Below are 22,067 nucleotides of genomic sequence, written 5' to 3'. Positions count from 1 at the left end.
GGGCCGCTGACGGTCGCCTCCTGCGCCACCGCGGACGGCCTCGACTCCCAGCAGTGAAAGCTCCAGTAGCGGAGTGTTACGCCCTTGGCCGCACACGTGCGGGTCCGGTAGCGACCTGACCTGACCTGACCTGACCCGACGCGACTCGACCCGCCTCCGCCAACGCCCTTCGCCCGCGTAGGCGTTCTCTCCTCATCCTCGCCACTCTCGCCGAAAGGCTCGTTCATGCGCATGCGCAACCTCACGATCCCGGCCGCCGTGCTGGCCGCCGTCGCCGGTCTCACCGGTGGCCTCACCGCCACGGCGGCCCATGCCGCCGCCGAACCGCTGCCGGAATCCGGCGGCACCTACCGGATATCCAGCCATGCGGGCGGAGCCCTGCAGTGGGACGGCCCCCGCAATGGCGCGGGCGTGCGCGTCAAAGACTGGAACGAGAACCTGACCGAACAGAACTGGACCGTCACCGACGACGGCACCGGGAACTGGAGCGTCAGAATCCCCCGCACCAACTACGCCGTCGACCGCGACCTGGGCAACAACTCCGTCGCCGCCTGGAACGACATCGGCAGGCCCAACCAGCGGTGGTGGCTGCAGAACCTCCCCGACAGCCGTGCCTGGCTCCTGCACAGCAGTGACCGCACCGGCGGCGACACCTGCCTGACCCGCCTCCCCGACCTGGGCACCGCGGCCCGCCCCTGCAACGCCGGCGACAAGGCCCAGCAGTGGAACCTCGACAAGGTCACCGCCCAACCGCCCACGCCTGCAGTCCCTGTCACGCTGCAGATGGTCGACTCCGGCGGCTACGACCCGAACGCCCTGCGCTCCTGGTTCGACAGGAGCAGAGGTCTCCTCCAGGACCAGTACGGGAAGATCAAGCAATTCATGACCGGCGGCGCGTACGAGGTGAAGCCCGGCATCAACGTCGTCTTCGACGCCGGGCACGAGAGCTTCAGGAACCCCGGCGTGGCGGCCGTCTTCGATCCGAACCCGAAGCCCAAGTACAACAACGAGAAGTCGATCGTCCTTCGCCCCGACTACGTGATGAACAACCCGGGCGACATCGGGTCGCTCATCCATGAACTCACCCACCAGGTGCAGGACGCGGCCAACGGGGGGTGGCTGAACGAGGGCCAGGCGGACTACTACCGCAAGTACGTCTACAACGTGAAGGAGAAGCCGGGCGTCGACCGGATCCGCGGCACGGACTACAACCGCGGCTACGACTCCACCGCCTTCCTGCTGAACTACATCGCTCACAAGCACCCGGCGGGCGAGAACGTCATCCAGAGGATCAACAACGAGGTGCGGCAGCAGGGCTTCGGCGCCGATGGCGACCGCGTGCTGACCACGATCACGGGTAAGGGCGGCCGCCAGTGGTGGAACGAGATGTGGAACGACATCCAGGCCAATCCGACCCGGTGGACCAACCCCGGCTTTCATGACTGAGCAGGGCCTCCTCGGCCGAGTCCGGCTGATTCCGGCCTCTTCCGGATGATTCCTGAGGAGAAGGGCCAGGGGCCGTCCGCTACGCGACACACGTCGCGTAGCGGACGGCCCCTGGGTGATGGCGACCTGGCCGGAACCCGGACTCTGCGGTGGGCCGGAATCTCTGCAAGGGCTCGCCGTACTCCTCTACGGTGGGCGGGAGACCCAGGAGGCAGACGTGGACGTCGTGCAGGCCAAGCACCGATCGCCCATCGGAGATGACGGGCATCAGCCCAACCGGCCCGTCCCTCCGCCTCCGCCCCCGCCGCCCGCGCCGGCCCCGGAGAAGAAGTAGCCACCGTCGTGAAGACCTCCCCGGCCGCACCTGCTGCTCACGTCGACCGGCTGCTGGCCGACGTCATCCAGCTCCTGGGACGGCCGCTGCCGCCCGAGTACGAGCGCGCGCTGCGTACGGTTCCACGGCACCTGTTCCTGCCCGATCGGCTGTGGCTGCGCGACGGCGAAGGGGGCTACCGGGCCTGCGACCGGTCGGCGGACCCCGACGGGTGGCTCACCGCGGCCTACACTGACACCCCGCTGGTCACCCAGTTCACCGACGGACTCCCCTCGTCGTCGGCATCCATGCCCTCCATGGTGCTGCGCACCCTGCTGCTGGCCGGAATCGGCGACGCCGGACGTGAAGCCCGGCCGCCAAGGGTGCTGGAACTGGGCACCGGAACCGGTTTCAACGCCGCCCTCCTGTGCACCATCCTGGGCGACGACGCGGTCAGCACGGTCGAACTGGACCCGGTGCTCGCCGCACGGGGAGAGGGGAACCTGGAAGCCGCGGGCTTCGCACCGGCGCTCTCCTGCGGTGACGCGGCCGCCGGGTGGCCCTCCGGAGCGCCGTACGAACGGGTGGTCGCGACGTTCTCCGTCGACCGGGTTCCGTCGGCCTGGGTGGAGCAGACCGTGCCCGGCGGACGCATCGTCACGCCGTGGACCTCGGCTTGGTGCCGCTACGGGACCCTTGCGCTGACGGCCGGCCGGGACGGCACCGCGCACGGCCGGTTCCACGCCTTCGCCTCCTTCATGCCCATGAGGCGCCCCTGCCAGGACACCGCGGGCCCTGCAGCAGCGCCCGCCCAGCACAAGGGGGTGACGAGCCTGTCCCCCTGGCTGGTCGCGGGCGGGGATCTCGACGCCGAGTTCCACCTCGGCCTGGCCGTCCCCGGCGCGTCCTTCGCCTGGGACATCACCGGCGAGCACGCCCCTACCCGCCTGCACATCGCCGACGACGAAGGCCCGTCCTGGGCGGCTGTGGACTACGACGGCCGCTGCGCCGACCGGTTCGCTGTGATCCAGGCGGGCCCGAGGCTGCTCTGGGACGAGATCACCGCCGGATACACCCGCTGGGAGACGCTCGGGCGTCCCCGCATCGGCCAGTACAGGCTCAGTGTGAACACGGCCGGTGATCACACCCTGCGGGTGGAGACAGGACGCGGCAGTACCGGGATCACCATCCCGGAAAAGCTGAGCCGGCCGAGTGGGCCGAGTGGGTCGAGCGGGTCGAGATGGTCGAGTTGGTCGGGTCGGCCGGGCCTTTGAGCCTCCCGCAGTGACAGTGTCACTGCTTGGTCATGGGCATGTCGTGGGACCGTTTCAGGGCCCCGTTTTCAAGATCATCTGCTGATAGGTTCCCGTCTTGCCGAGTCCAAGATCATCGGCACTCGGCTCGACCATTTTTGAGGAGCAAAAAGTGAATTCTGCAATTCGGGGGAAGAGCGCGGGCAAGCGTGCCGCGGCCGTGGCAGGCCTGCTGGTCGCGGCCACGCTCGGCGGCGGGGCTCTGGCGGCGCCGGCTTATGCCGACGACGTCTACGGTCACTGCAAGGGCGAGGGCGTGCGCATCCGCGCCGCCGCGAGCACATCCAGCTCGGTCGTCGGCCTCTGCTACAGCGACCACCGCCTGGCGCACCGTGACGTCTCGGGCGACGGTCAGTGGGACAAGGTCTACGACGTGAACACCGGCGTGTCCGGCTGGATCTCGCACGGTTACTGGAGCTGGTAAACAGCAGCCCGGGGGTCGCGGGGGCCCTACCCCGCGGCCCCCGGGGCTCTCTTCCGGGGTGGCGAAGGTGCACCGCCGGGCACCCGCACGCCCTCCTCGTGCCGTACGCGCCGACGGGCCGGCCGGTCGCTCAGCCGAACATCACGCTGTGCGGGTTGGTGCCGCTGAAGGTCACCGAAGTGTTCGGCTGCATCGTCTGGCGCGATCCCTCACAGCCGTGTTCGGCGAACACGGTCGCTTTGGCGGTCGTGCGGTTGGTGGCGCTCTTGGCTCCGCTGACCAGCAGGAAGCATTCGCCGTTCTTTGGGTTGTGCAGAGTGAAGTCGTCCCCGTTCACATTGACGTAGGTGAAGTCCCCGGCGGCGGCCTGGGCGCTGGTGGACAACCCGGTGAACAGTGCGAGAGCGGCGCCGATGGTCACGGCCGCCCGTACGACGTTCCTCAGTGACTGCATGGACTGCATGGACTGCATGGACTGCATGGACTGCATGACAGTTCCCCCATGGTTGCCTGCGGGCATAGATCCCCCCGATCACGACAAGAGTCGTATATTCCGACCATTCCTTGAAGGGTCGGGAGCTATTGCCACCCGAACGGATTACCGCGTAGGCGGGTCGGGGCTCGCGGCCGGGGCCGAGTCCGACCCCCGGAGTGCGGCACCGCAGAATATGGCCTCGTGATCCGAGTCAAGAAGAAAACCAGCCTTGCCCTGGCCCGCATTGCCGGGCTGGCTGTCCTCGTGCCCCTTGCCGCCGGCTGTGGCGGTGGGACGGACAGGTCGCCGCTGGGCACCGTTTACCAGGACCGCCCTCCGGCCTACGAACGCGGGCGCCCGAAGCCGCTGGACCGCGTCGAGGGCCCCCTCGAAGTCCTGCGCGGCGGGCGCTTCTCGATAGCGATGCGTGAGAACATCTCGGCCCGGCAGACCTGGAACGTCTCCGGTTCGGGCCCGGACGAGGCTGTCGTGCGTCCCCAGGGGACGAGCACTCATCAGACGGCCAGGGAGAAGGAAGCCGCCGGTGCCGGATACACCAAGTACTTCACCTTCGAAGCGGCCGGCCCCGGGACCACCACGATCGTGCTGGCCAACCGTTGCGGGACGGACCCGGCTCGCGGCTGCTACTCGGCCACTCTGCCGCGCACCGTCACGTACCGCGTGTCCGTCCGCTGAGACGGGATCGGCGGCGCCTCACGGGCCCCGGCCCGGTCGGTGACGTCGTATCGCAGGCCGCTCGTCCCCCCACCCCGCTCGGCCCGCTTGGACCGCCCCATCCGGAGAGTCGGTACCGGGCGGGCTCGCGTTTCGTCGTGGAGGAGCCCGTCCCGGGGCGGGGTGGTGTCAGCGGTCCCGGGACCGGGGCTGGTCGTCTTCCGGGTCCTTCGGTTCCGGGGCCTCCAGGGATTCGCGGCAGTCGGGGTTGTGGCAGCGGCGGGGAGTCCACACAGGTACGAAGATGCCGAAGGTCTTGTGCCGCCTTTTGATCCTCATGGTCAGGGGCTGTTTGCAGACCGGGCAGAGGATTTCTCCCTGAGGGCCGGTCTCATGCTGGACTTTACTCATTCTTCAACCATGGATCCTGTGATCGGAGCAGGGCAGGTCGGGCAGGGCGGGGCAGGCCGGGGGAGCGGCAGGCGTCGCGTCAGGGCGCCGGGCGGGGCGGATCGCCCGGACCCTGGTCCTGCCGTACGCGCGCGCTGTTCTCGGCCCGGGGTGCGTCGGGGGGAGCCGCATCGGGCGGGGAGGCCGCCTCCTCGTTCGGCGCCGCAGTGACTTTAGGTGTGGCGGGGCGGCGCAGACTGAGGACGACGGATCCGGCCAGGACGACGACGATGACCGCGAGGCTGACGGGTGAGGGGATTTCCGGGATGCTCGGGCTGATCATCTTGTGGGACGCCTGGAGGATGAGCTTGACGCCGATGAAGGCCAGGATGATTGCCAGGCCCTTGCTCAGGTAGTGGAAGCGGTCCAGGAGGCCGGCGAGCATGAAGTACAGGGCTCGCAGGCCGAGGATGGCGAAGGCGTTGCTGGTGTAGACGATGAAGGCGTCGTCGCTGACGGCGAGGACGGCGGGGACGCTGTCGACGGCGAAGATCAGGTCGGCGGCCTCGATCGCGGCGACCACCGCGAGCAGCGGGGTGGCCACGCGCTTGCCGGCTTCCTTGACGAAGAACTTCATGCCGGCGTACTCGTCCTTGACCGGCATGATTTTGCGGAGCAGCCGCACGGCGAAGCTCTTGCCCGGGTCGAAGCTCTCCTCCTCGTCCTTGAGGAGTTTGTAGGTGCTGTAGAAGAGGATGGCGGCGAAGACGTACAACACCGCGGTGAAGCGGGTGACCACGGCGACGCCGAGAGCCAGGAAGACCGCGCGGAAGACCAGGGCGCCGATGACGCCGAAGAACAGCACGCGGTGCTGGTAGGCGCGGGGCACCTTGAAATAGGCGAAGATCACGGCGAAGACGAACAGGTTGTCCACCGACAGGCTCTTCTCCAGCAGCCACGCGGTGGTGTACTCCGTCCCGGCCGTCGTGCCGAGGACGAGGAAGACGACGGCGCCGAAGGCCAGGGCGAGGCCCACCCACAGGCCGCTCCAGGCCGCGGCCTCCTTGAAGCCGATGACGTGCGCCGAACGGTGGGCCAGGAGGTCCACCGCCAGCGACACGACCACCGTCGCGGCGAACGCCCCCCAGAGCCAGAACGGAACCTCAAGCACGCTGGTCACTTCCCTGGTGGCCCGCACTCGCGCGCGGACCTCATAAGGAGTCTGCGGTATTTTGCGCCACCGGGCGACCCGGGAATGCGGATCTTGGCCTCATCGGCATGCGGGCGAACACATTGCGGGCTCTTCTGCTCACGCTGCGGTGACCGCCTCCGGGTGCCTGACCCGCACCGCTTCCGTTCCCTGTTCGTTGTGGCGCGCCGCCCAGGTTTCCAGGGCGGCGCGGCAGGCATGGTCGAGGTGACGGACCTGCGACAGGTCGAGTTCGATCGGGCGGTCCTGGGGCAGGGCTTCCAGGGTTTCCAGGAGGCGCGGCAGACGCAGGAAGGTGGCGTGGCCCGCGACGGCGACGACGATGCCTCCATTGGCGGACTCCCGGATGTCGAGATGGAGGGCGGAGGTGTCCCAGGCCGACTTGGCGACGGCGAGGAACAAGCCCAGCACCACGCCTTCGAACATGCTGGTGGTGACGATGGCGACGGCCGTGATGCCCAGAACGATCGCCTCGCCGCGGTGCTCGCGCCACAGCGGGGCGAGCTCCTTGAACGGTACGAGCTTGCAGCCGGCGTGGACCAGAACGCCCGCCAGCGCCGCCAGCGGGATGATCCCGATCGCCGCAGGCAGCAGCACGGCGAACAGCAGCAGCCACGCACCGTGCAGGATGCGGGAGCGCTTGGTCTTCGCGCCGGCCTGGACGTTGGCGGAACTGCGGACGATGACGGCGGTCATGGGCAAGGCGCCCAGGATGCCGCAGATGGTGTTGCCGACGCCCTGCGCCATGAGCTCTTTGTCGTAGTGGGTGCGCGGGCCGTCGTGCATGCGGTCGACCGCGGCGGCGCTGAAGAGGGATTCCGCCGAGGCGATGAGGGTGAAGGCCAGGACCGTGCCGAGGACGCTGATGCCGCCGAGAGCGCTGAGGTCGTTCAGGGCCGGTGGCTGGATGGCGTCGATCAGGCCGTTTACCTCCACGTTGGCGATGTCGAGGCCGCCCAGGGCGGTGACCGCCGTGGCCAGGGCCACGGCCACCAGCGGGCCGGGGAGCACCCGGGCCTTCGCCGGGGCCTTCTTCCACAGAACCAGGACGACCATGGTGCCCGCGCCGACCGCGAAGGCGGTCAGGGCGGTGCGGTCCGTGGCGATGTCTGCGATCAGACCCGGGATACCGACGATCTTGTCCACGCCGGAGCGGGGTTGCTTGATGCCCGCCATGGTGTAGAGCTGGCCGAAGATGAGGACGAGTCCGATGCCGGCGAGCATGCCCTGCACGACGGCCACGGAGATCGCCCGGAACCAGCGGCCGAAGCGCACGGCGCCCAGGGCTATCTGGGCCAGGCCGGTGGCCAGGACGATCGCTCCGAGGACGCCGAGGCCGAATTCCTGGACGGCTTCGAAGACCAGGACGGTCAGCCCGGCGGCGGGGCCGCTGACTTGGAGGCTGCTGCCGGGCATGGCGCCGACGACAAGGCCTCCGACGATGCCCGTGATCAGCCCGAGTTCGGCCGGCACGCCCGAGGCGACGGCTACGCCCACGCACAAGGGCAGGGCCACCAGGAACACGACGAGCGAGGCCAGGACGTCACGCCTCAGGCCTACGGGGTCTTGGAGAACAGGCAGCATGATGAGGCTCCTCGCGCGACGGAAAGCGGGGGCCGGGGCGGCCCGTGAGAGGGCCGACACAGGAAGCACGGTGGCGGCGAGTGGCCCCTCCTGCCGTGTGCGTAGCGCCGCCTCAGGGCGGACGCGCCAACAGCTGGGCTGTCTCAGACGTTTTCGGCCACCCCTTTACCAAGAGATTACCTGATGGCTGCAGGCAATGGGCGGGTCAAGTAATGGCCTAGGGAAGGTAATTGGCGTAGCGGGGGCAGTGTGCGCCCCCGGCGTACGCCTTTGAGCCGTGGAGGTCACAGTGCGCTGTTCCGGGCCGGGGGTGCCTCGTATCCGGAAGAGCCTGACAGGCTGTGCCACAACGAAGCGGGCGCGCGGCGCCCGCTGGACCGCCCGACTCGGCGTGAACGGCACCTAGGGTGCTATTGACCGGGTGGTGAACGGGCCCGGCGAGAAGGGGGCGGCGGCATGGGCGGCATACCGGGTGCACGCGAGGAGCTGGACCGGCTGGGACGGGCCCTGCGCACGAAACTGGTCGAGCTGATCGACGACCTGACCCCCGGCAGCGACCTGCGCCTGCTGTTTCTCGACGAGCCCGGGGTCGTCGACTGGCATGAACCGCTCCGCTACCAGTACTGGACCAGCTCCTTCAGCGGCGAGCGTCCCGCGCACGCCAGTGCCGCCGACATCGCATCGCGCGCGGCAGCCCTGCTCGGCTCTGCGGGCTGGGAGGCCGCGACATCGCAGGAGGACGCCGGTGGCAGGAACCGGTCGGTGGTCACCGGCCGCCGTGACGGCTGCAGCATCGAGATCCGCGTGGGCGACCACGGATCCCTCGTGTACTTCGGCGGCCGGACACCGGCGATGGCCTTGTACGAGACGGAGGAGTTTCCATGGCCGGAGCCGGCGCGCACGGCCGCGACCGTCACGCCCGGATATGTGCTGTGCTACGAGTGCGACGGTCTGGGGTGGTGCCCCGGATGCGAGGGACGCGGCTGGGTGCGCGACGAGGCCCGCGGGCGGAAGAACTGCTCCGCATGCCACCGTGACCGCGTCTGCCTGATCTGCCGGGGAGCGGCGCAGCTCGCGATCTCTGAGCTGTCGCCGTACCAGCGGGGCTACTACCCCGAATTGGGCTAGCTCGTTCTTCGGCGGAAGGCAGCCGGCCCTGATGCCGGCCGGAGCCTCAACGCCGCGCGTGGCGGATTCTTAACCGTCCGAACCCCATGCTCCCGGAAATGCGGATCTTCGGCCCGCCGGGCAGGGAGGGCTGCCGGGGCTTGTAGAGCGTGTCCTTCCATCCGGTGTGCAGATCGTCGAGGTCGACGATCGCGTCCCGAGGCACTGTGATCCTGGCCCTGCCGGTGCCGAGTTGCAACTCGATGTCGACTACCGGATGCTCGATGACCGCCTGCGAGAGGTCGAGGTGCACCTTTCCGAACGCGGACGCGACCTTCAGAGCCCGAGGTACTCGCCATGCGCCGCGCCGCTTGATCCGTCCGCCGGCGGCGGCAATCGTGGACGATGTGCCTGTACGCTCCTCCGGGAGCGAGGCCAGAGCGGGCACAAGCTCGCTGTGCGTCTTCGCGGTGAGCGCCTGATGGAGGCGCTCGTCCATCTCCTCGTGCGAGATGTGCCCTTCGGCGTACGCCTGCTGCACGCGCTGTACGGCCGTGTCGCGGTCGTCTTCGCTGAACCGTGGTGGCGGGTCTTCCGGCAGAGAAGTCACCGTCTCACTCTAATGCCGTGCAGGCGACGCGAACGCGCCAAGGTCCTTGGCGGGCAAGGCATTCGGCGGGAAGGCCGACCGCTCGTCACCATGGCCCTGAAGGCCCGAGGCGGAGGCAGCGGCTGATCTGTGCTGCAACGGCAACAATAAGTGCCTATCGGCCCGTGACGACGCCCCGAGCCGGTCAAAGGCCGGCCCGGGGCGTTGTTTTACTGCCTCACCACTTGTCGATGCCCATGGTCTTCGCCGCACTGTGAATGGCGTTGTAATGCGGGATCGACATGTCGGACTTCTTGTCCTTCGGCGGCAGCTTGCGGTCGGTCTGCCGGAATTCGTCGCGGGCCGCGGCCAGCAGGCTGGTGCCGTAGCTGACGGGCACGTCGTCCTTTCCGTGGATGGGGTGCGACTTGGCCGCCGTCTGGCTGCCGGCGTTGGCCAGGATGCTGCGCGCCTGGTTGTACGCGGCAGCCTTGACCGTCTTCGGGTTCGGTACCACTGCATGTGCGCCGGCCACGACATGAGCGTCGCCGACGCCGACGGCGGCGGAAGCGGGGGCAACGGCGGTGGCGATGGCTCCGGCCGCAACTGCCGCGGCGAGCCCGGTCCGAACGAGGAGCTTCATGGAAGAGCCTTCCCTATTCGACATTCGACAGAGGATTCGGATCTTGCGAGGGGAGCCTGCCCCGTACGGATCATGTAATAAACGATCAAATCCGGCCTTGCCTGTCTTGCCTGCCGGTCAAATGCTTGGGTGCGCGTGAGGGGCGGAGGGTCAAGGGCGGCATGCCGGGCCGGTGGGGGAGGGGCCGCTCTGTGCGTTCCCGTCGGGGCTGCAGTCGGAGAGTGGCAACCCCCGTACGATGTTGATCATGTCTACGACAAACCGACGCCGGGCCGCCGTGGCCGCGGCGGCCTTGATGACGCTGTTCGGTGCGGGTACGGCAGGTTGTGCGTCCGGTGGAGGGGCGTCGGAGGAGGCGCCGAAGGCACAGGCGTCCCCGCAGCGGAAGGCGGAGGAAGGCCTGGTCGGCATCCTGGTGGCGGGGCGATCGGTCACCGGCACGAAACCGTCCGGGATCGACAGAGCCCCCTACCAGCGCACGTATACGGACGGCGAGCTGTACTCGGCGGTGACGGGATACCGGTCACTGGTGTACGGGGCGTCGGGGCTCGAGAGCATCTACCGGGACGTTCGAGGCACGGTGGAGACCACCATCGACCCGGCCCTGCAGCGCGCGGCGGCGGAGGGCCTGCGCGGTCACACGGGAGCGGCGGTGGCCCTGGACGCGGAGACGGGCCGCATCCGGGCGCTCGTGAGCGCACCGTCGTACGACCCCTCGACGTTCAGCGGGAACACGCGCGCGGACGCCGGTGCGTGGAAGGAACTGAACGCAAAGGAGGACCATCCTCTGCTCAACCGCGCCCTGAGACAAGCGGTTCCGGCAGGCAGGACGTTCCACGTGGTGGTGGCAGCAGCCGCGCTGGAGAAGGGGTTGTACGCCTCGATGGACACGCCGACACGCGCACCGGGCGGCACCGGCGGCTGCGAGAACGCCTCGATCAGCCATGCGCTGCGGGACGGGTGCGACGACGTCTTCACCGCCATGGCGGCGGAGGTCGGCCGGGAAGCCGTGCGTTCGACGGCGGAGGCGTTCGGCTTCAACGAGAAGGAGTTGGACGTGCCGGTACGGGCCGTGGAAAGCACCTTCGGCGACGAGGAGGCGGAGGCGACACCGCTGCAGATGGCGAGGGTGATGGCGGTCATCGGAAACGGCGGCAAGCAGATCGGCCCGCGGCTGGTGGACCGGATAGCGCACGGTGACGGCAGCGTCCAGAAGCCGAAGGCCTACGCGGCGGCAGGCCGGCAGGTGATCAAGCAGGAGACGGCGGCTCAGCTGCGCTCGGCGCTGGCGTCCGGTCAACTGGCGACCCGTACGGACTCGGACAAGGAGTCGTGGTCCGTGGCCCTCCTGCGCACGGCGAACGGCGGCCTGCTGGGAGCGGCGGTACGGGCGGACGGCTCCGGCCCCGGCGGCACGGTCCCGTCGGCACCGGTCATGGACCGCATGGCGAAGGCTGCTACCGGCTGACCACCGATTCTCGACCATGGGTTCGTCCTGTCCCCCCGAGTCGACGAAGACCACGCAGGCCGGCCGATCGCCGATTCGCTCGGCGGCCTGACCGACCGGGACGTCCGGGAGTCACGCCACTGGCCACGACTCCGGAAGGGCTGTGGCCAGTGGCGTGGTGTACACGTCGACTATGCGGTCACCGCTTCACCATGCATGCCTTGGGGGACCAGCCCTTGTGCCCGTTGTACGTGACGTAGAGCCAGTGGTTGTCCTTCTTGTGGCACGCGTCGTAACTTCCCCCCTTCTTCGTCTCCCCGCACGAGACCGTCTTGCCCTGGGGGATCGTGCCGTTAATGCCCGAATCTGTCGTGGCCTTCGCGCGTATGAGGACCTGTTCCTTGGCCTGGGCCTTGCAGGCGGCCAGAGGCGCCTCCGCGGATGCGGAGGTGACGACGGCGGTGCCGCTCGGTGACTGGGCGGCGGCGGTGGTGGTGGCACCGGCGGCGGGCGTGAAGCCGAGGAGGCTGCCACCCGCGATTGCCGCGGTCCCAACGGTGAGGGCGAGCTTGCGCTTCATGTGATCCGTCCTTGTCGTCGTTCGGCTGGAGCCCGGCTCCCCCGTAGGCCGGGCGCAAACGACTCTGCGACGGAGGCGAGTTGACCGAAAGCGCAGCTTGAGCACGTCAATCAATTCGGACAACGGTGTGCGGCTTGGCGCTGTACCTGGGCGCAATCCGCGGAGGCAGAACCAGTGGCGGAGCTGGGGCGCAGGGCCCGGACCCTGCGAAGAGGGGCCTCTTCGCGGCCTCGCCAGAGCAGAGGGCCGGCAATCGTCAGGCCCGGCGGCCGCTCCTCACGGACACAGTTCCTTCACCGGCTGATCCGGGAGGAGCTGCGCCCATCGATGGTCCGTGCTGAGCCGGCAGACATGCGTTGCGGTGTGGCCGGCATCGGCGCTCCAGACGCGGGCCGCATAGTCGGCGCCGCTGCTCCAGGTGCCGGCGTAGTTGGCGTCGGTGCTCCAGACACGGGGGGCGTTGCGGGGGCCGAAGGCTGCCAGGGCATTGCCGTCAGGGGAGAAGCGGAGGGTGGGTATGCCCTCTATGGCGGGGCCGGTGAGTGTGGCGAGCAGGCGAGAGGTGCTGGTGCTCCACAGCCTGACGCTGCCGTCGGTGCCGGCGGAGGCCAGAACGCGGCCGTCGGGGCTGAAGGCGATCGCGCGGACGAAACCGGAGTTGGCGGTGAGCGTTGCGGTGGTGCGGCGGGTGGCGATGTCCCACAGACGGAGGCTGTTGCCGGTGTTGCCGACGGCCAGGGTGCGGCCGTCGGGACTGAAGGCCAGGGCCATGTTGGCGTCTTCGGGGCCGGGCAGGGGCGTGCCCGTCCGCCCCGGACCGATGGTCCACAGCCGGACGCGGCCGTCGGTGCCGGCGGAGGCCAGAGCGCGGCCGTCGGGACTCAGGGCCAGTCCGGTCACCGTGTGCGTTTCGCGCAGGACGGCGGTGGTATCGCCGGTGGCGACGTCCCACAGACGGATGGTGCCGTCGTTGCTGCCGACAGCCACGGTGCTCCCGTCAGGAGTGATCGCCAGCTGCCGCGCGGTGCCGGTGGTTCCCCGAAGGACAGCGGCAGGTTTGCCTGTCCCAAGGTTCCATACGCGTATGGCGTCGTCGTGACCGGTCGTGGCCAGTATCCGGCCATCATCGCTGGCCACCGATGCGGTGACGGGTTTCGGGGGATCGATGGGTGCCGGGCGCGAACGCTGAGTCGTCGTGGACCAGCGGGCCACCAGGTTGTCGTAGTCGACCGTGAAGAAGGCGTGCGGGTCTGCGAAGGACGCCTGTGGCGTGACGGCGCCGCTGCGTCCGGTCAGTGTGGCTTCCGGGCGGTGTGAGGCCACATCCCACAGGACGGCGGTGGAGTCTTTGCCCGTGGAGGCGAGGGTGCGGCCGTCGGGTGAGAACGCGACTGCGTAGACGGGCTCCTTCACGGTCAGTGTGGCCAGAGCCTCGCGCTCCTGCGGGCTCCACAGACGAACAGTGCCGTCGATGCTCGCGCTGGCCAGGGTGCGGCCGTCGGGCGAGAACGCCACATCCCGCACGTCGCGGGTGTGGCCGGTCAGTGTCGTGAGCAGGCGGCGGGAACTTACGTCCCACAGCTTCACGCTCCTGTCGCCACCTGCGGTGGCCAGGGTGCCGCCGTCGGGGGAGAACGCCACCGTTTTGACGGCACCGGCGCTGCCGGCCAGGACGGCGAGGGTCTTGTGAGTGGAGACGTCCCACAGGCGGGTCGTGCGTCCGTTGTCCGCGCTGGCCAGCATGCGGCCGTCCGGCGAGAACGACAGGCGCACCACCGCATCGGTGTGGCCGGTCAGGGTGGCGAGTTCCCGGTGCGTGCGGACATCCCACAGGCGCACGGTGCGATCGCTGCCGGCGCTGGCCAGGGTGCGGCCGTCGGGTGAGAATGCGACGCTTTCGGCCATGTTCGTGTGGCCGGTGAGGGTAGCGAGGAGGCGGTGGGAAGGGGCGTCCCACAGTTTGATGCTGCGGTCGTTGCCGGCGGTGGCCAGGGTGTGGCCGTCGGGGGAGTACGCGACCGTGTTGACGACATCGGTGTGGCCGGTCAGTGTCGCCAGGAGGCGATGGGAGTGCGTGTCCCAGAGCTTGACGCTGTGATCGAAGCTTGCCGTGGCCAGGGTGCGGCCGTCCGGTGCAAAGGCTGCGTCGGTCACCGGCTTGGCGTGTCCGGTGAACTGGTTGGCGTAAAAACGAGCGTGAGCGCTCAGAAGGCTGCCACGCGCTTCGGCAGTGGCGGCGTGCTGGTATGCCTCAAGAGCGAGAATCATGGCCGCCTCAGGGCGCTGTTCGCTCAGCTGGTCGGCGCGGGCGGCGAGTTCGCGGGACACGGCCAGGCGGCGCTGAGTGTCGGCAGCGGCGGTCTTCCGAACAGCTACGGCTGTCGCTGCCAGGGCCAGGATCAGCAGGACGCTGAGGGCTGTCACGAGCTGATGTGTGCGCCGAATGCTCCGATGCGTAGCCGTGGTGCTGGTGCGGAGGAACTCCGCCTCGTGGTTGTTGAGTGCCTTCGGGTGGCTTTCAGCCCATTCCCGGGCCGCTGCCAGCTGCACGCCGCGGTACAGTGCACCCGCATCACGTCCCAGCTCGTGCCATGTGCAGGCAGCAGTGGTGAGCCGGTGGTGGGTGCGCAGCGCATCGCGGTCGTCGTGGAGCCAGCGCTGCAGGCGTGGCCATGCCTGGATCACGGCCTCGTGAGCCACCTCGACAGTGCCGTGCGAGAGCACGACCAGACGGGCCGCAGTGAGTCGCCGTAGCACTACGTCGACGGCTTGTGTTTCCGCGAGCCCGTCCAGTTCCGCACGGGCGAGGCGGCGGCGAGTGTCTTCGGTGCCTTCGCCGAGCGCGGTCAGTCGCAGGAACACCGCTCGGATGACGTCCTGTTGGGCGCGGTCTGCCGCGCCGTACACGCGCTCGGCGGTCTGCGCGACAGCGCTCCGCATACCGCCGGTGGCGCGATAGTCCTCCAGCCTCAGGACGGCCCCCGGGCGCTGGTTCCAGGTCTCTCTCATGGCATGGGCGACCAGCGGCAGTGCACCGGGCTGATCGGCCGCCTCGCCCAGCACCGCCTCGATGAGACCCGCGTCCACGGCTACCCCCACGCGGGCCGCAGGCTCGGCAATGATCTCCCGTAACTCATCTCTGGTCGGCGGCCCTACCGGGACTTGCACGCCAGCTCGAATGGCAGCGACCAGCCCGCTGTGGGCGAAGCACCGCGCGGTGAAATCGGCTCGGACACCGATTGCCACCCCTACGCCCGGTCGGCCTGCCGCCGTCTCGGCCACCGCATCGAGAAACGCAGAGCGTTCGGCAGCATCCGAACACAGGGTGAAGACCTCCTCGAACTGGTCGATTACGAGCAGCACCCGGGTGTCCTCGTGTTGCCCGGCCAGCCAGGTGCTCAGGGCAAGGTCCAACGCCGCCGGGTCACCGGCCAGCTGCTGCCGCAGGCTCTCGGCGCCGGTACCGGTGTCGCCCAGAACGGACACGGCGGCAGCCAGCTCCGACAGGGGCCTGGTGCCCGGTGTCAGCAGCACCGCCCGCCACCGCTGCCCGAGCCTGGGCAGGAGTCCGGCCCGCAGCAGCGAGGACTTGCCGCTTCCCGATGCCCCGACCACAAAGGTTAACGGCTCGCATTCCACGCACCGCGACAGCGTTTTGACCAGGTCGCCGCGCCCGAAGAACCATCCGGCTTCCGTCTCGTCAAAGGCGGCCAGTCCGGGGTACGGACACGGCGCGGCCTCCTCCGGCGTTTCGCAGGCCTTGGATGCCGCCCGCCAGCGCGCTTCCCACTCGCCGCGGTCACCGCCGCACGCTTGCGCGTATGCGAGCACGACCCCCAGCTGCGGCAGTCGTTCGCCCTTCGCCGCCTCTGACAAGGTGCTGGGGGAGTAGTTGGCTGCCTTCGCGAGAGCCCGGTAGCTCGTTATTCCCGCCCGATCCCGCAGCTGCCGCAACTCCCATGCCAGCCGCTCCACCGGTCCCGCCTCAGGATCCACCGGCCGCTCCGGCCGTCCTAGCCGAGGCTTGCCCCGCTTTGCCTCGTCCCCTCTCGGCACGGGATCTCCCCTCAGGTTGCAACACACAAGGCCCCTACGTACCGATGCGCATCAACCTCACCATTGTGCGAATTGATTGATGCGCTTCCATGACACTTTCGGTCAACTCGCCACCACCGCAGGGCCAGTGCCGCACGCCTTGACGAGGGGGCGGCGCCAGCGGCCCCCAACGGCGTAGCCTGCTGGCCGCCCTGCTGTCGCGCCCCAATTCCTCGGTGCTGGTCGACCAGCTGACGGCTGCTCTGTGGGAACGGGAACCCCACTGCGCGCCCGCGGCGTCATCCAGGGGCGCCGCGCGGCTTTCACGGACGGGCACAGGAACTTGCTGCCCTGTCCAGGACAGCCGAGGGCGAGGCGCCCGTCTGCCTGGTCACCGGTACCGCGGGAGTCGGCAGGACCGCGCTCGTGGTGCAGTGGGCCCGCCGCAATCGCGCCGGCTTTCCCGGCGGCCGGCTCTACGCCGACCTGCGTGGCTTCGGCGATACAGGCGAGCCGACCCCCGCCGAAGTGCTGCGCGAGTTCCTGCTGGCCCTGGGGGGCGCGCCGCACCGGATGCCGGAGTCGGTGAACGGCGCGGCCGCGCCGTTCCGATTGCTGGCCGCCGACCGGGAGCTCCTGGTCGTCCTGGATAACGCGCGCGACTCCGAACAGGTCAGGTCGCTCCTGCCGGGCGGTCCCCGCTGCGTCACCGTCGTGACCAGCCGGCACCGGCTGTCGGGACTGATCGTCACCGACGCTACCCGGTCCGTCCCCGTGGACGTCCTCACGCCGGAGGACGGCACGGCGCTCCTCGCCGGGATGCTCGGCCACGAGCGGGTGCTCGCGGAGCCGGCGGCCGCGCGGCGGCCGGCCGAGCTGTGCGGCGGGCTGCCGCTCGCACTGCGGGTGGCGGCCGCCAGGCCGGTGGACCGGCCGGGCTGGACGTTGAACGATATGTGATGGAGCGCCTTGTCGCTTCGCACCTCGTCACGGAAACCGCGCCGGGACGCTGGATACTGCACGATGTCGTACGGCTCTACGCGCGGACTCTCGACGCCCGGCCCCCCGATGCCCTCACGCGCGTCCTCGATCATTACCTCGCCACCGCCCCAGCGGCGGCGAGGTAATGATCGAGGACGGCAACGAGGCATGCGTCCCGCTGCCCCCGGACTTCCTCGCGCCCGGGGCCGTGAGGACGTTCACGGACCAGGGCGACGCCATGGCCTGGTACACGGCAGAGCGGGACGACCTCGTGCCGACGGCGACCGCCGCGCACGCGGCCGGGCTGTACGGCAGGACCTGGCGGTTCGTCATGCTGCTGGGGCCGCTCATGGCGCGGTGGGTACTGGACGGCTGGACCCCGCTCCTGGAGACCGCGCTGGAAGCGGCACGGGCCGAGGCCGACCCGGCCGCCGAGTCGCGGATGCGGGCCCTGCTCGGCCGGGTGCTGACCGAGGAAGGGCGCAGCGACGAGGCGCGGGCGTGCGTGGGCGGCTCTCGACACGGCGACCGTGGCCCTCGCCCTCGAGGACATCCTCGGCACCGTGGTCGCGTCCCGGGTGCTGCTGCTCACGACGACGGGAGAGGCGCTGCTGGGGCTCGGGTACGAGCCCGAGGGCGTCCGGCGGCTCGACATGGCAGCGCAGGAGGCGGAGGACACGGGCTACGACGACGGGGCGGTACGGGCGCTCGTCGTGCCGCTGCGGGTCTCGGCGCACGCGGGACTCCAGGCACGGTACAACGCGGCCGTTGCGCGGCTCACGACACGGACGGATCACTGACTCGGTGACACCAGTGGTAAGTGGTGCGGCGGCGGGAACGGCCCCGCGGCACCACTTACCACTGTGACTCGACGAGGGCTTGCGCCGTTCAGTACCTCGTCGTGCGCGTCAGGCCGTGAAAGCGTTCAGCTTCGCACCGGTCACCGGAGCCTGCGGCTTGAACGTGTAGTCGAACTTGTACGTCGTCTCGTGGGAGCTCGTGAAGTGCGGGCACACCAGCGGGCCGACCATTCCGCCCTTCGCGCCCATCTCGATCCACCAGCCCGCGCAGCGCCCGTCCGGCGCGCCTCCCCAGCCCTTGCCCGGCAGGAGGTCCTCGACCCAGCCGGTGACGCGTGTGGTGCCGTCGCTCTGCGGACACATCGATATCTCGCCGCGCCCGAAGGACTTCGTCCCGGCGGCCGTGACGCACGCCGATCCATCGGCCGGCGCGGCCTGGGCGGCGGGAGCGGTCAGCAGAGTCAGGGCGCCGGCAGCAGCGGTCGCTCCGGTCAGGGCAAGGGTGCGGACAAACCGTCTCATGGTCGTTCCTTCTCTCCTAAAGGGCCTGAGGGAGAGACAACCACGAAGTGGATCAACAGCACCAAGGGGAATTCAACCGTCCGTACCGGAACTCAGGTCGTCGGCCGACAGGGAAGACGCTTGATTGCGTTGCGTCGGATGCAGTCCGGGCCGACGTGTTCCGGCGACATCATCCTGCGTATCGCATAGAGTTCCGCGCAAAAGCGGCCCATGTGGTCGAAATCGCCCCAATGGGTTAAGGCAAGGCTCGATGCGCGACCGGCAGGGCCTCCAGAACATGCGCAAGGAGCGCCGATGAGGGTTTACGAGGCCATCGTCAGGGGGCTGGAAGGCATCGGCGTAGATGCCGCATTCGGTGGTGCCGGAGAGAACGCCGCCGGCCTGATGATGGCGCTCAAACACTCGGAGCGGATCCGGCCGGTCATCACACGGCACGAGCAGGCCGCGTCCTTCATGGCCTGTGGCTACGCCATGTACACCAACCGGCTCGGTTTCTGTTTCGCCACGGCAGGGCCCGGTGCCTTCAATTTGTTCTCCGGGCTGGCCGTCGCGATGTCCGACTCCTACCCGGTCCTCGCCGTTTCGGGGTACGCGTCGAGACAGTGGCAAGGATGGGGATCGCTCAACGAGACTTCGGGCCTGAACCGTACGCCCGACTCCCGGGCCATGTTCGCCGCCACGACGAAGAAGTCCTTCCTGCTCGAGAATGCCGCCGACACGTGCGACGTGCTGGAGGAAGCGGTCAACATCGCCTTCGAGGGCAGGCCCGGACCCGTTCACATCCACGTTCCCGAAGACCTGACGCACCGAGGCGTCGAGGTCACGAACTTCCGGGACATCCGGCTCGACGTCGCGCCCGTCCTGCCCGACCCGGCACAGGTGGAGGAGATCGCGGCGGTCCTGGCGGATGCCCTGGCGAGGCGGCAGAAGGTCGTGGCGCTCGTCGGTTTCGGCGCCGTGCGGAGCGGCGCCGGGCCGGAGATCAAGCGCTTGATCGAGCGGTTCCAGATCCCGCTGCTCACCACGCTGGACGGCAAGGGCATCGTGTCCGAGGGGCATCCGCTGGCGGTGGGGGTCTTCGCAGACAGCGGCCACGCGAGCGCCTGGAAGGCGTTCCGCGAAGCCGAGATCGTGCTGTGCGTGGGGAACTCCCTCAATCAGCACGCCACGTTCAATTATCGCGAGGACCTGTTCAAGAACAAACTGCTCATCCACGTGAACATTTCCGAGACGGAGTTCCGCAAGGCTTACCAGCCCGACTACGCCCTCCTGTCCGACGCGCGCCCGGCCGTGGCGGCCCTGGTGGAAGCGCTGGAGCAGAAAGCCGGCGACGTACCGCCGGCCGAGGTCGACGGCCGGGACTACGAGGCCCGGCAGATCACCCACCTGACCGGGCAGATCCATCCCGGGCAGCTCGCGCAGACCATCGGACGATTGCTGCCGCCGAACGGCGTTCTGCTCGCCGACGCGGGTGCTCACCTCGCATGGCTCGGGTACTACGTGGAGCTCGAAGAGGGACAGAACTTCCGTAAAGCCGGTTCGTTCGGTCCGATGGCCGGCCACGTCAACGGCGCCATCGGTCTGAAAATGGCGCACCCGGAGCGGACGGTCGTCGTCGGCTGCGGCGACGGATGCTATTCGCTGTCCGGTTTCGAGCTGATGACCGCCGTCGAGCACGAGATCCCGGTCATCTGGGTCATCTTCGACGACCAGGAATTCAAGCTGATCAAGCTCTTCCAGCTCGTGACGTATGCGGAGACGGCGCTGGTCGAGTTCCGGAACCCGGACTTCGCCGCCTACGCGCGGGCATGCGGTGCCGACGGCTACCGGGTGGAGACGCTCGAGGAGTTCGAGGAGGCATTCCGCGCCGCATTGTCCACAGGCCGGCCCACCCTCATCGACGCCAGGATCACGCGATGGGCGGTCCCGCACTACAGCCCCTCACCCGACGGTGTGATCGACGGTCTCGTCGAGACCGTCGAAGCACGCTTCCGCGACCGGTAGCGGGTCGACGTCTCCCGGTTCCTGCCCGGCTGACGTCTCCCGGTCCCCGCCCGCCCGTCATCGACGTCCGACCCCCCAGTCCCGCGCCTCGCAATGCGCCGTCCGTACCAGGGAGACCCGGCCCCATGCACACACACGACCATGTCGGCCTCGACGCCCTCATGGCCCGCCCGCTGCTCACATCGGTCTGGCATCGCCGCACCCACCGGGTCAGCCGCGGCAGCTCCGTCGAGGCCGGCTCCATGAGCTGGACGTCCACCCAGCCGCGGGCACCCCTGACAGAACTTGAAGAGGCCGTCCTGATCGCCATGACGGGATGTACCGGCCTCACCATGCCGGACCGCCCGTTCGCCGACCCCCGCGACGGCAAGCCGATCATGGCCAAGCCGAACCTCAACATGACCGGGCGGACCGCGGGCAGTCCCGACAACGCCCAGGGCACGTACTTCTTCCTGATCAACGACACCGGCACCTACTTCCTGCGCAGGCTCCCACCTCCAGCCGACGGATCGCCGGCGGCGTTCGACGCCGAGACCCTGTGCGCGCGGGCGGCCGAGGCGAAGGTGCGGCTGCTCGACCACCGCATCGACGTACCGAACGGGAACCGCGACTTCCCGGCCTACCTCGACTCCAACCGGTTCTTGTCGAACCTGCCGGGCACCACCATCCTGTTCCCGGTGGTGGATCTCTCCCGGCAGTACATCAACGGGATGATGTACCTGCTGACCCAGCCCGAGGGGGCGCGGCCGACCATCGTCGACGACCGTAACTTCTACCGCCCCGCGGGTGTGAAGAAGTGGGTGAAGTCGGGATTCCTGAACAAGGACATCAAGCTCCCCCTCGGCGCCATCTGGGCGATGCGCACACAGATCGAGGCGGATCTGCTGCTGCAGAACCTCATGCTCACCGCCGACGCCATGGGACTGGGGGCATGGATCCACGCCTCGCTCGCTCCACCGATCATGCTCGGCGACCCGAAGTTCCGTAAGACCTACGGCGCGATGCTCGGCTTCGACTGGGCCACCCCTCGCTGGAAGCCCGCGGACCTGCTGCGCTGGCAGGTGCCGCTGCCCCGCTTCGCGGACCTGCGAGCGACCACCGTCGGGTTGCGCCACGACGGGGAACACCTGATCAAAGCGATGTGCCCGCCGAACTACGCGTCGATGGCCGATGCGGTCGACGAGGTCGTGGCGGACAAGTTCGGGCCGAAGGGCATCTACTCCGACGAGGGCCTGTTCGCCCGGATCTACCAGGGTGAGTTCGGCGCCCAGTACCTGCGCCAGGCCAGCAACTACTCCGCCGACGTCATCGCGTGCACACGCGACATCTGCACCTACATCCACGAGACCCACGGGCGGTTTCCCGCACACTGCGACACCATTCACGCACCAGGGGTCTGGCTGCAGGCGCACCACGTAGAGAACGACTACTACGAGCGCTTCTTCCGCAACGGGCTGACGGAGGCCCACCAGCTGCACGATGAGCGGTGGCACACGGCCGAGTGACTGGAGGACCGATGACCGGGTGAA

17 protein-coding genes and 1 pseudogene are annotated in these 22,067 nt (G+C 69.0%); 10 read left to right on the top strand and 8 right to left on the bottom strand.

The features are described from left to right. Nucleotides 1-225 precede the first annotated feature (225 nt). From NQU55_RS28430 to NQU55_RS28420, 3 genes are all read left to right on the top strand, one after another. The gene (locus NQU55_RS28430; protein ID WP_168095361.1) at nt 226-1,446 is read left to right on the top strand and encodes a basic secretory protein-like protein; all 1,221 of its coding nucleotides are present in this window, start codon (nt 226-228) and stop codon (nt 1,444-1,446) included. A gap of 342 nt (nt 1,447-1,788) precedes the next feature. Continuing rightward, nucleotides 1,789-3,033 (top strand): methyltransferase domain-containing protein, encoded by a 1,245-nt coding sequence (locus tag NQU55_RS28425; RefSeq protein WP_256791438.1) that lies wholly within the window; start codon nt 1,789-1,791, stop codon nt 3,031-3,033. 151 nt (nt 3,034-3,184) lie between these two features. Then, the gene (locus NQU55_RS28420; protein WP_168096230.1) at nt 3,185-3,496 is read left to right on the top strand and encodes an SH3 domain-containing protein; all 312 of its coding nucleotides are present in this window, start codon (nt 3,185-3,187) and stop codon (nt 3,494-3,496) included. Between the two features lie 130 nt (nt 3,497-3,626). On the opposite strand, the gene NQU55_RS28415 is transcribed toward NQU55_RS28420, so the two are convergent. Then, a complete protein-coding gene (locus tag NQU55_RS28415) occupies nt 3,627-3,986 on the bottom strand; it encodes a hypothetical protein (protein ID WP_168096231.1) in 360 nt (119 codons plus the stop codon). Between the two features lie 186 nt (nt 3,987-4,172). Here NQU55_RS28415 and NQU55_RS36940 point away from each other — a divergent pair, with 186 nt between their 5' ends. Beyond that, complete coding sequence (locus NQU55_RS36940; RefSeq protein ID WP_168096232.1) at nt 4,173-4,667, top strand: protease inhibitor I42 family protein; 495 nt, start codon at nt 4,173-4,175, stop codon at nt 4,665-4,667. Between the two features lie 469 nt (nt 4,668-5,136). Here the strand turns inward: NQU55_RS36940 and NQU55_RS28405 are convergent, their stop codons facing one another. Together NQU55_RS28405 and NQU55_RS28400 are read right to left on the bottom strand one after the other, a co-directional pair. Continuing rightward, nucleotides 5,137-6,207: a TerC family protein gene (locus NQU55_RS28405; RefSeq protein ID WP_168096233.1), complete on the bottom strand. Its 1,071-nt coding sequence runs from the start codon at nt 6,205-6,207 to the stop codon at nt 5,137-5,139. A gap of 138 nt (nt 6,208-6,345) precedes the next feature. Continuing rightward, on the bottom strand, nt 6,346-7,830 hold the full coding sequence (locus tag NQU55_RS28400; RefSeq protein WP_256791437.1) for a SulP family inorganic anion transporter: 1,485 nt from the start codon (nt 7,828-7,830) through the stop codon (nt 6,346-6,348). A gap of 456 nt (nt 7,831-8,286) precedes the next feature. Between NQU55_RS28400 and NQU55_RS28395 the strand changes: the two genes are divergently transcribed. Then, the gene (locus NQU55_RS28395; RefSeq protein ID WP_168094370.1) at nt 8,287-8,958 is read left to right on the top strand and encodes a hypothetical protein; all 672 of its coding nucleotides are present in this window, start codon (nt 8,287-8,289) and stop codon (nt 8,956-8,958) included. A 46-nt stretch (nt 8,959-9,004) separates the two neighbouring features. Here NQU55_RS28395 and NQU55_RS28390 read toward each other — a convergent pair whose 3' ends face one another. Next, nucleotides 9,005-9,547: a DUF1707 SHOCT-like domain-containing protein gene (locus NQU55_RS28390; RefSeq protein WP_168094371.1), complete on the bottom strand. Its 543-nt coding sequence runs from the start codon at nt 9,545-9,547 to the stop codon at nt 9,005-9,007. A gap of 217 nt (nt 9,548-9,764) precedes the next feature. Then, nucleotides 9,765-10,169, bottom strand: coding sequence for a hypothetical protein (locus NQU55_RS28385; protein WP_206329665.1), 405 nt, complete (start codon nt 10,167-10,169; stop codon nt 9,765-9,767). Between the two features lie 247 nt (nt 10,170-10,416). On the opposite strand from NQU55_RS28385, the gene NQU55_RS28380 reads away from it, so the two are divergent. After that, entirely contained in the window at nt 10,417-11,637 is a 1,221-nt protein-coding gene (locus tag NQU55_RS28380; protein WP_168094372.1) for a penicillin-binding transpeptidase domain-containing protein, read from the top strand. Nucleotides 11,638-11,815: 178 nt separating this feature from the next. Here NQU55_RS28380 and NQU55_RS28375 read toward each other — a convergent pair whose 3' ends face one another. Both NQU55_RS28375 and NQU55_RS28370 read right to left on the bottom strand, forming a co-directional pair. Further along, the gene (locus tag NQU55_RS28375) at nt 11,816-12,196 is read right to left on the bottom strand and encodes an SH3 domain-containing protein (RefSeq protein ID WP_168094373.1); all 381 of its coding nucleotides are present in this window, start codon (nt 12,194-12,196) and stop codon (nt 11,816-11,818) included. A gap of 276 nt (nt 12,197-12,472) precedes the next feature. Further along, nucleotides 12,473-16,171 carry an nSTAND1 domain-containing NTPase gene (locus NQU55_RS28370; RefSeq protein ID WP_256791435.1) on the bottom strand — a complete coding sequence of 1,233 codons (3,699 nt, stop codon included), beginning with the start codon at nt 16,169-16,171 and terminating at the stop codon, nt 12,473-12,475. A 363-nt stretch (nt 16,172-16,534) separates the two neighbouring features. Between NQU55_RS28370 and NQU55_RS37295 the strand changes: the two are divergent. Then, nucleotides 16,535-17,639, top strand: a pseudogene (locus tag NQU55_RS37295) (AfsR/SARP family transcriptional regulator); the annotation flags it as partial. A 103-nt stretch (nt 17,640-17,742) separates the two neighbouring features. Further along, complete coding sequence (locus NQU55_RS28360; protein WP_168096564.1) at nt 17,743-18,012, top strand: hypothetical protein; 270 nt, start codon at nt 17,743-17,745, stop codon at nt 18,010-18,012. A 108-nt stretch (nt 18,013-18,120) separates the two neighbouring features. Here NQU55_RS28360 and NQU55_RS28355 read toward each other — a convergent pair whose 3' ends face one another. Next, a complete protein-coding gene (locus NQU55_RS28355) occupies nt 18,121-18,534 on the bottom strand; it encodes a hypothetical protein (protein ID WP_256791432.1) in 414 nt (137 codons plus the stop codon). Between the two features lie 210 nt (nt 18,535-18,744). Between NQU55_RS28355 and NQU55_RS28350 the strand changes: the two genes are divergently transcribed. Further along, the gene (locus NQU55_RS28350; protein ID WP_256791431.1) at nt 18,745-20,538 is read left to right on the top strand and encodes a thiamine pyrophosphate-binding protein; all 1,794 of its coding nucleotides are present in this window, start codon (nt 18,745-18,747) and stop codon (nt 20,536-20,538) included. 125 nt (nt 20,539-20,663) lie between these two features. Then, on the top strand, nt 20,664-22,043 hold the full coding sequence (locus tag NQU55_RS28345) for a hypothetical protein (protein ID WP_256791430.1): 1,380 nt from the start codon (nt 20,664-20,666) through the stop codon (nt 22,041-22,043). Nucleotides 22,044-22,067 lie beyond the last annotated feature (24 nt).

Origin of the sequence: Streptomyces telluris, assembly GCF_024519335.1 — a bacterium.
GTDB lineage: Bacteria > Actinomycetota > Actinomycetes > Streptomycetales > Streptomycetaceae > Streptomyces > Streptomyces telluris.
The sequence above is the reverse complement of the archived record's forward strand: the minus strand, read 5'-3'. Positions and strand labels throughout refer to the sequence as shown.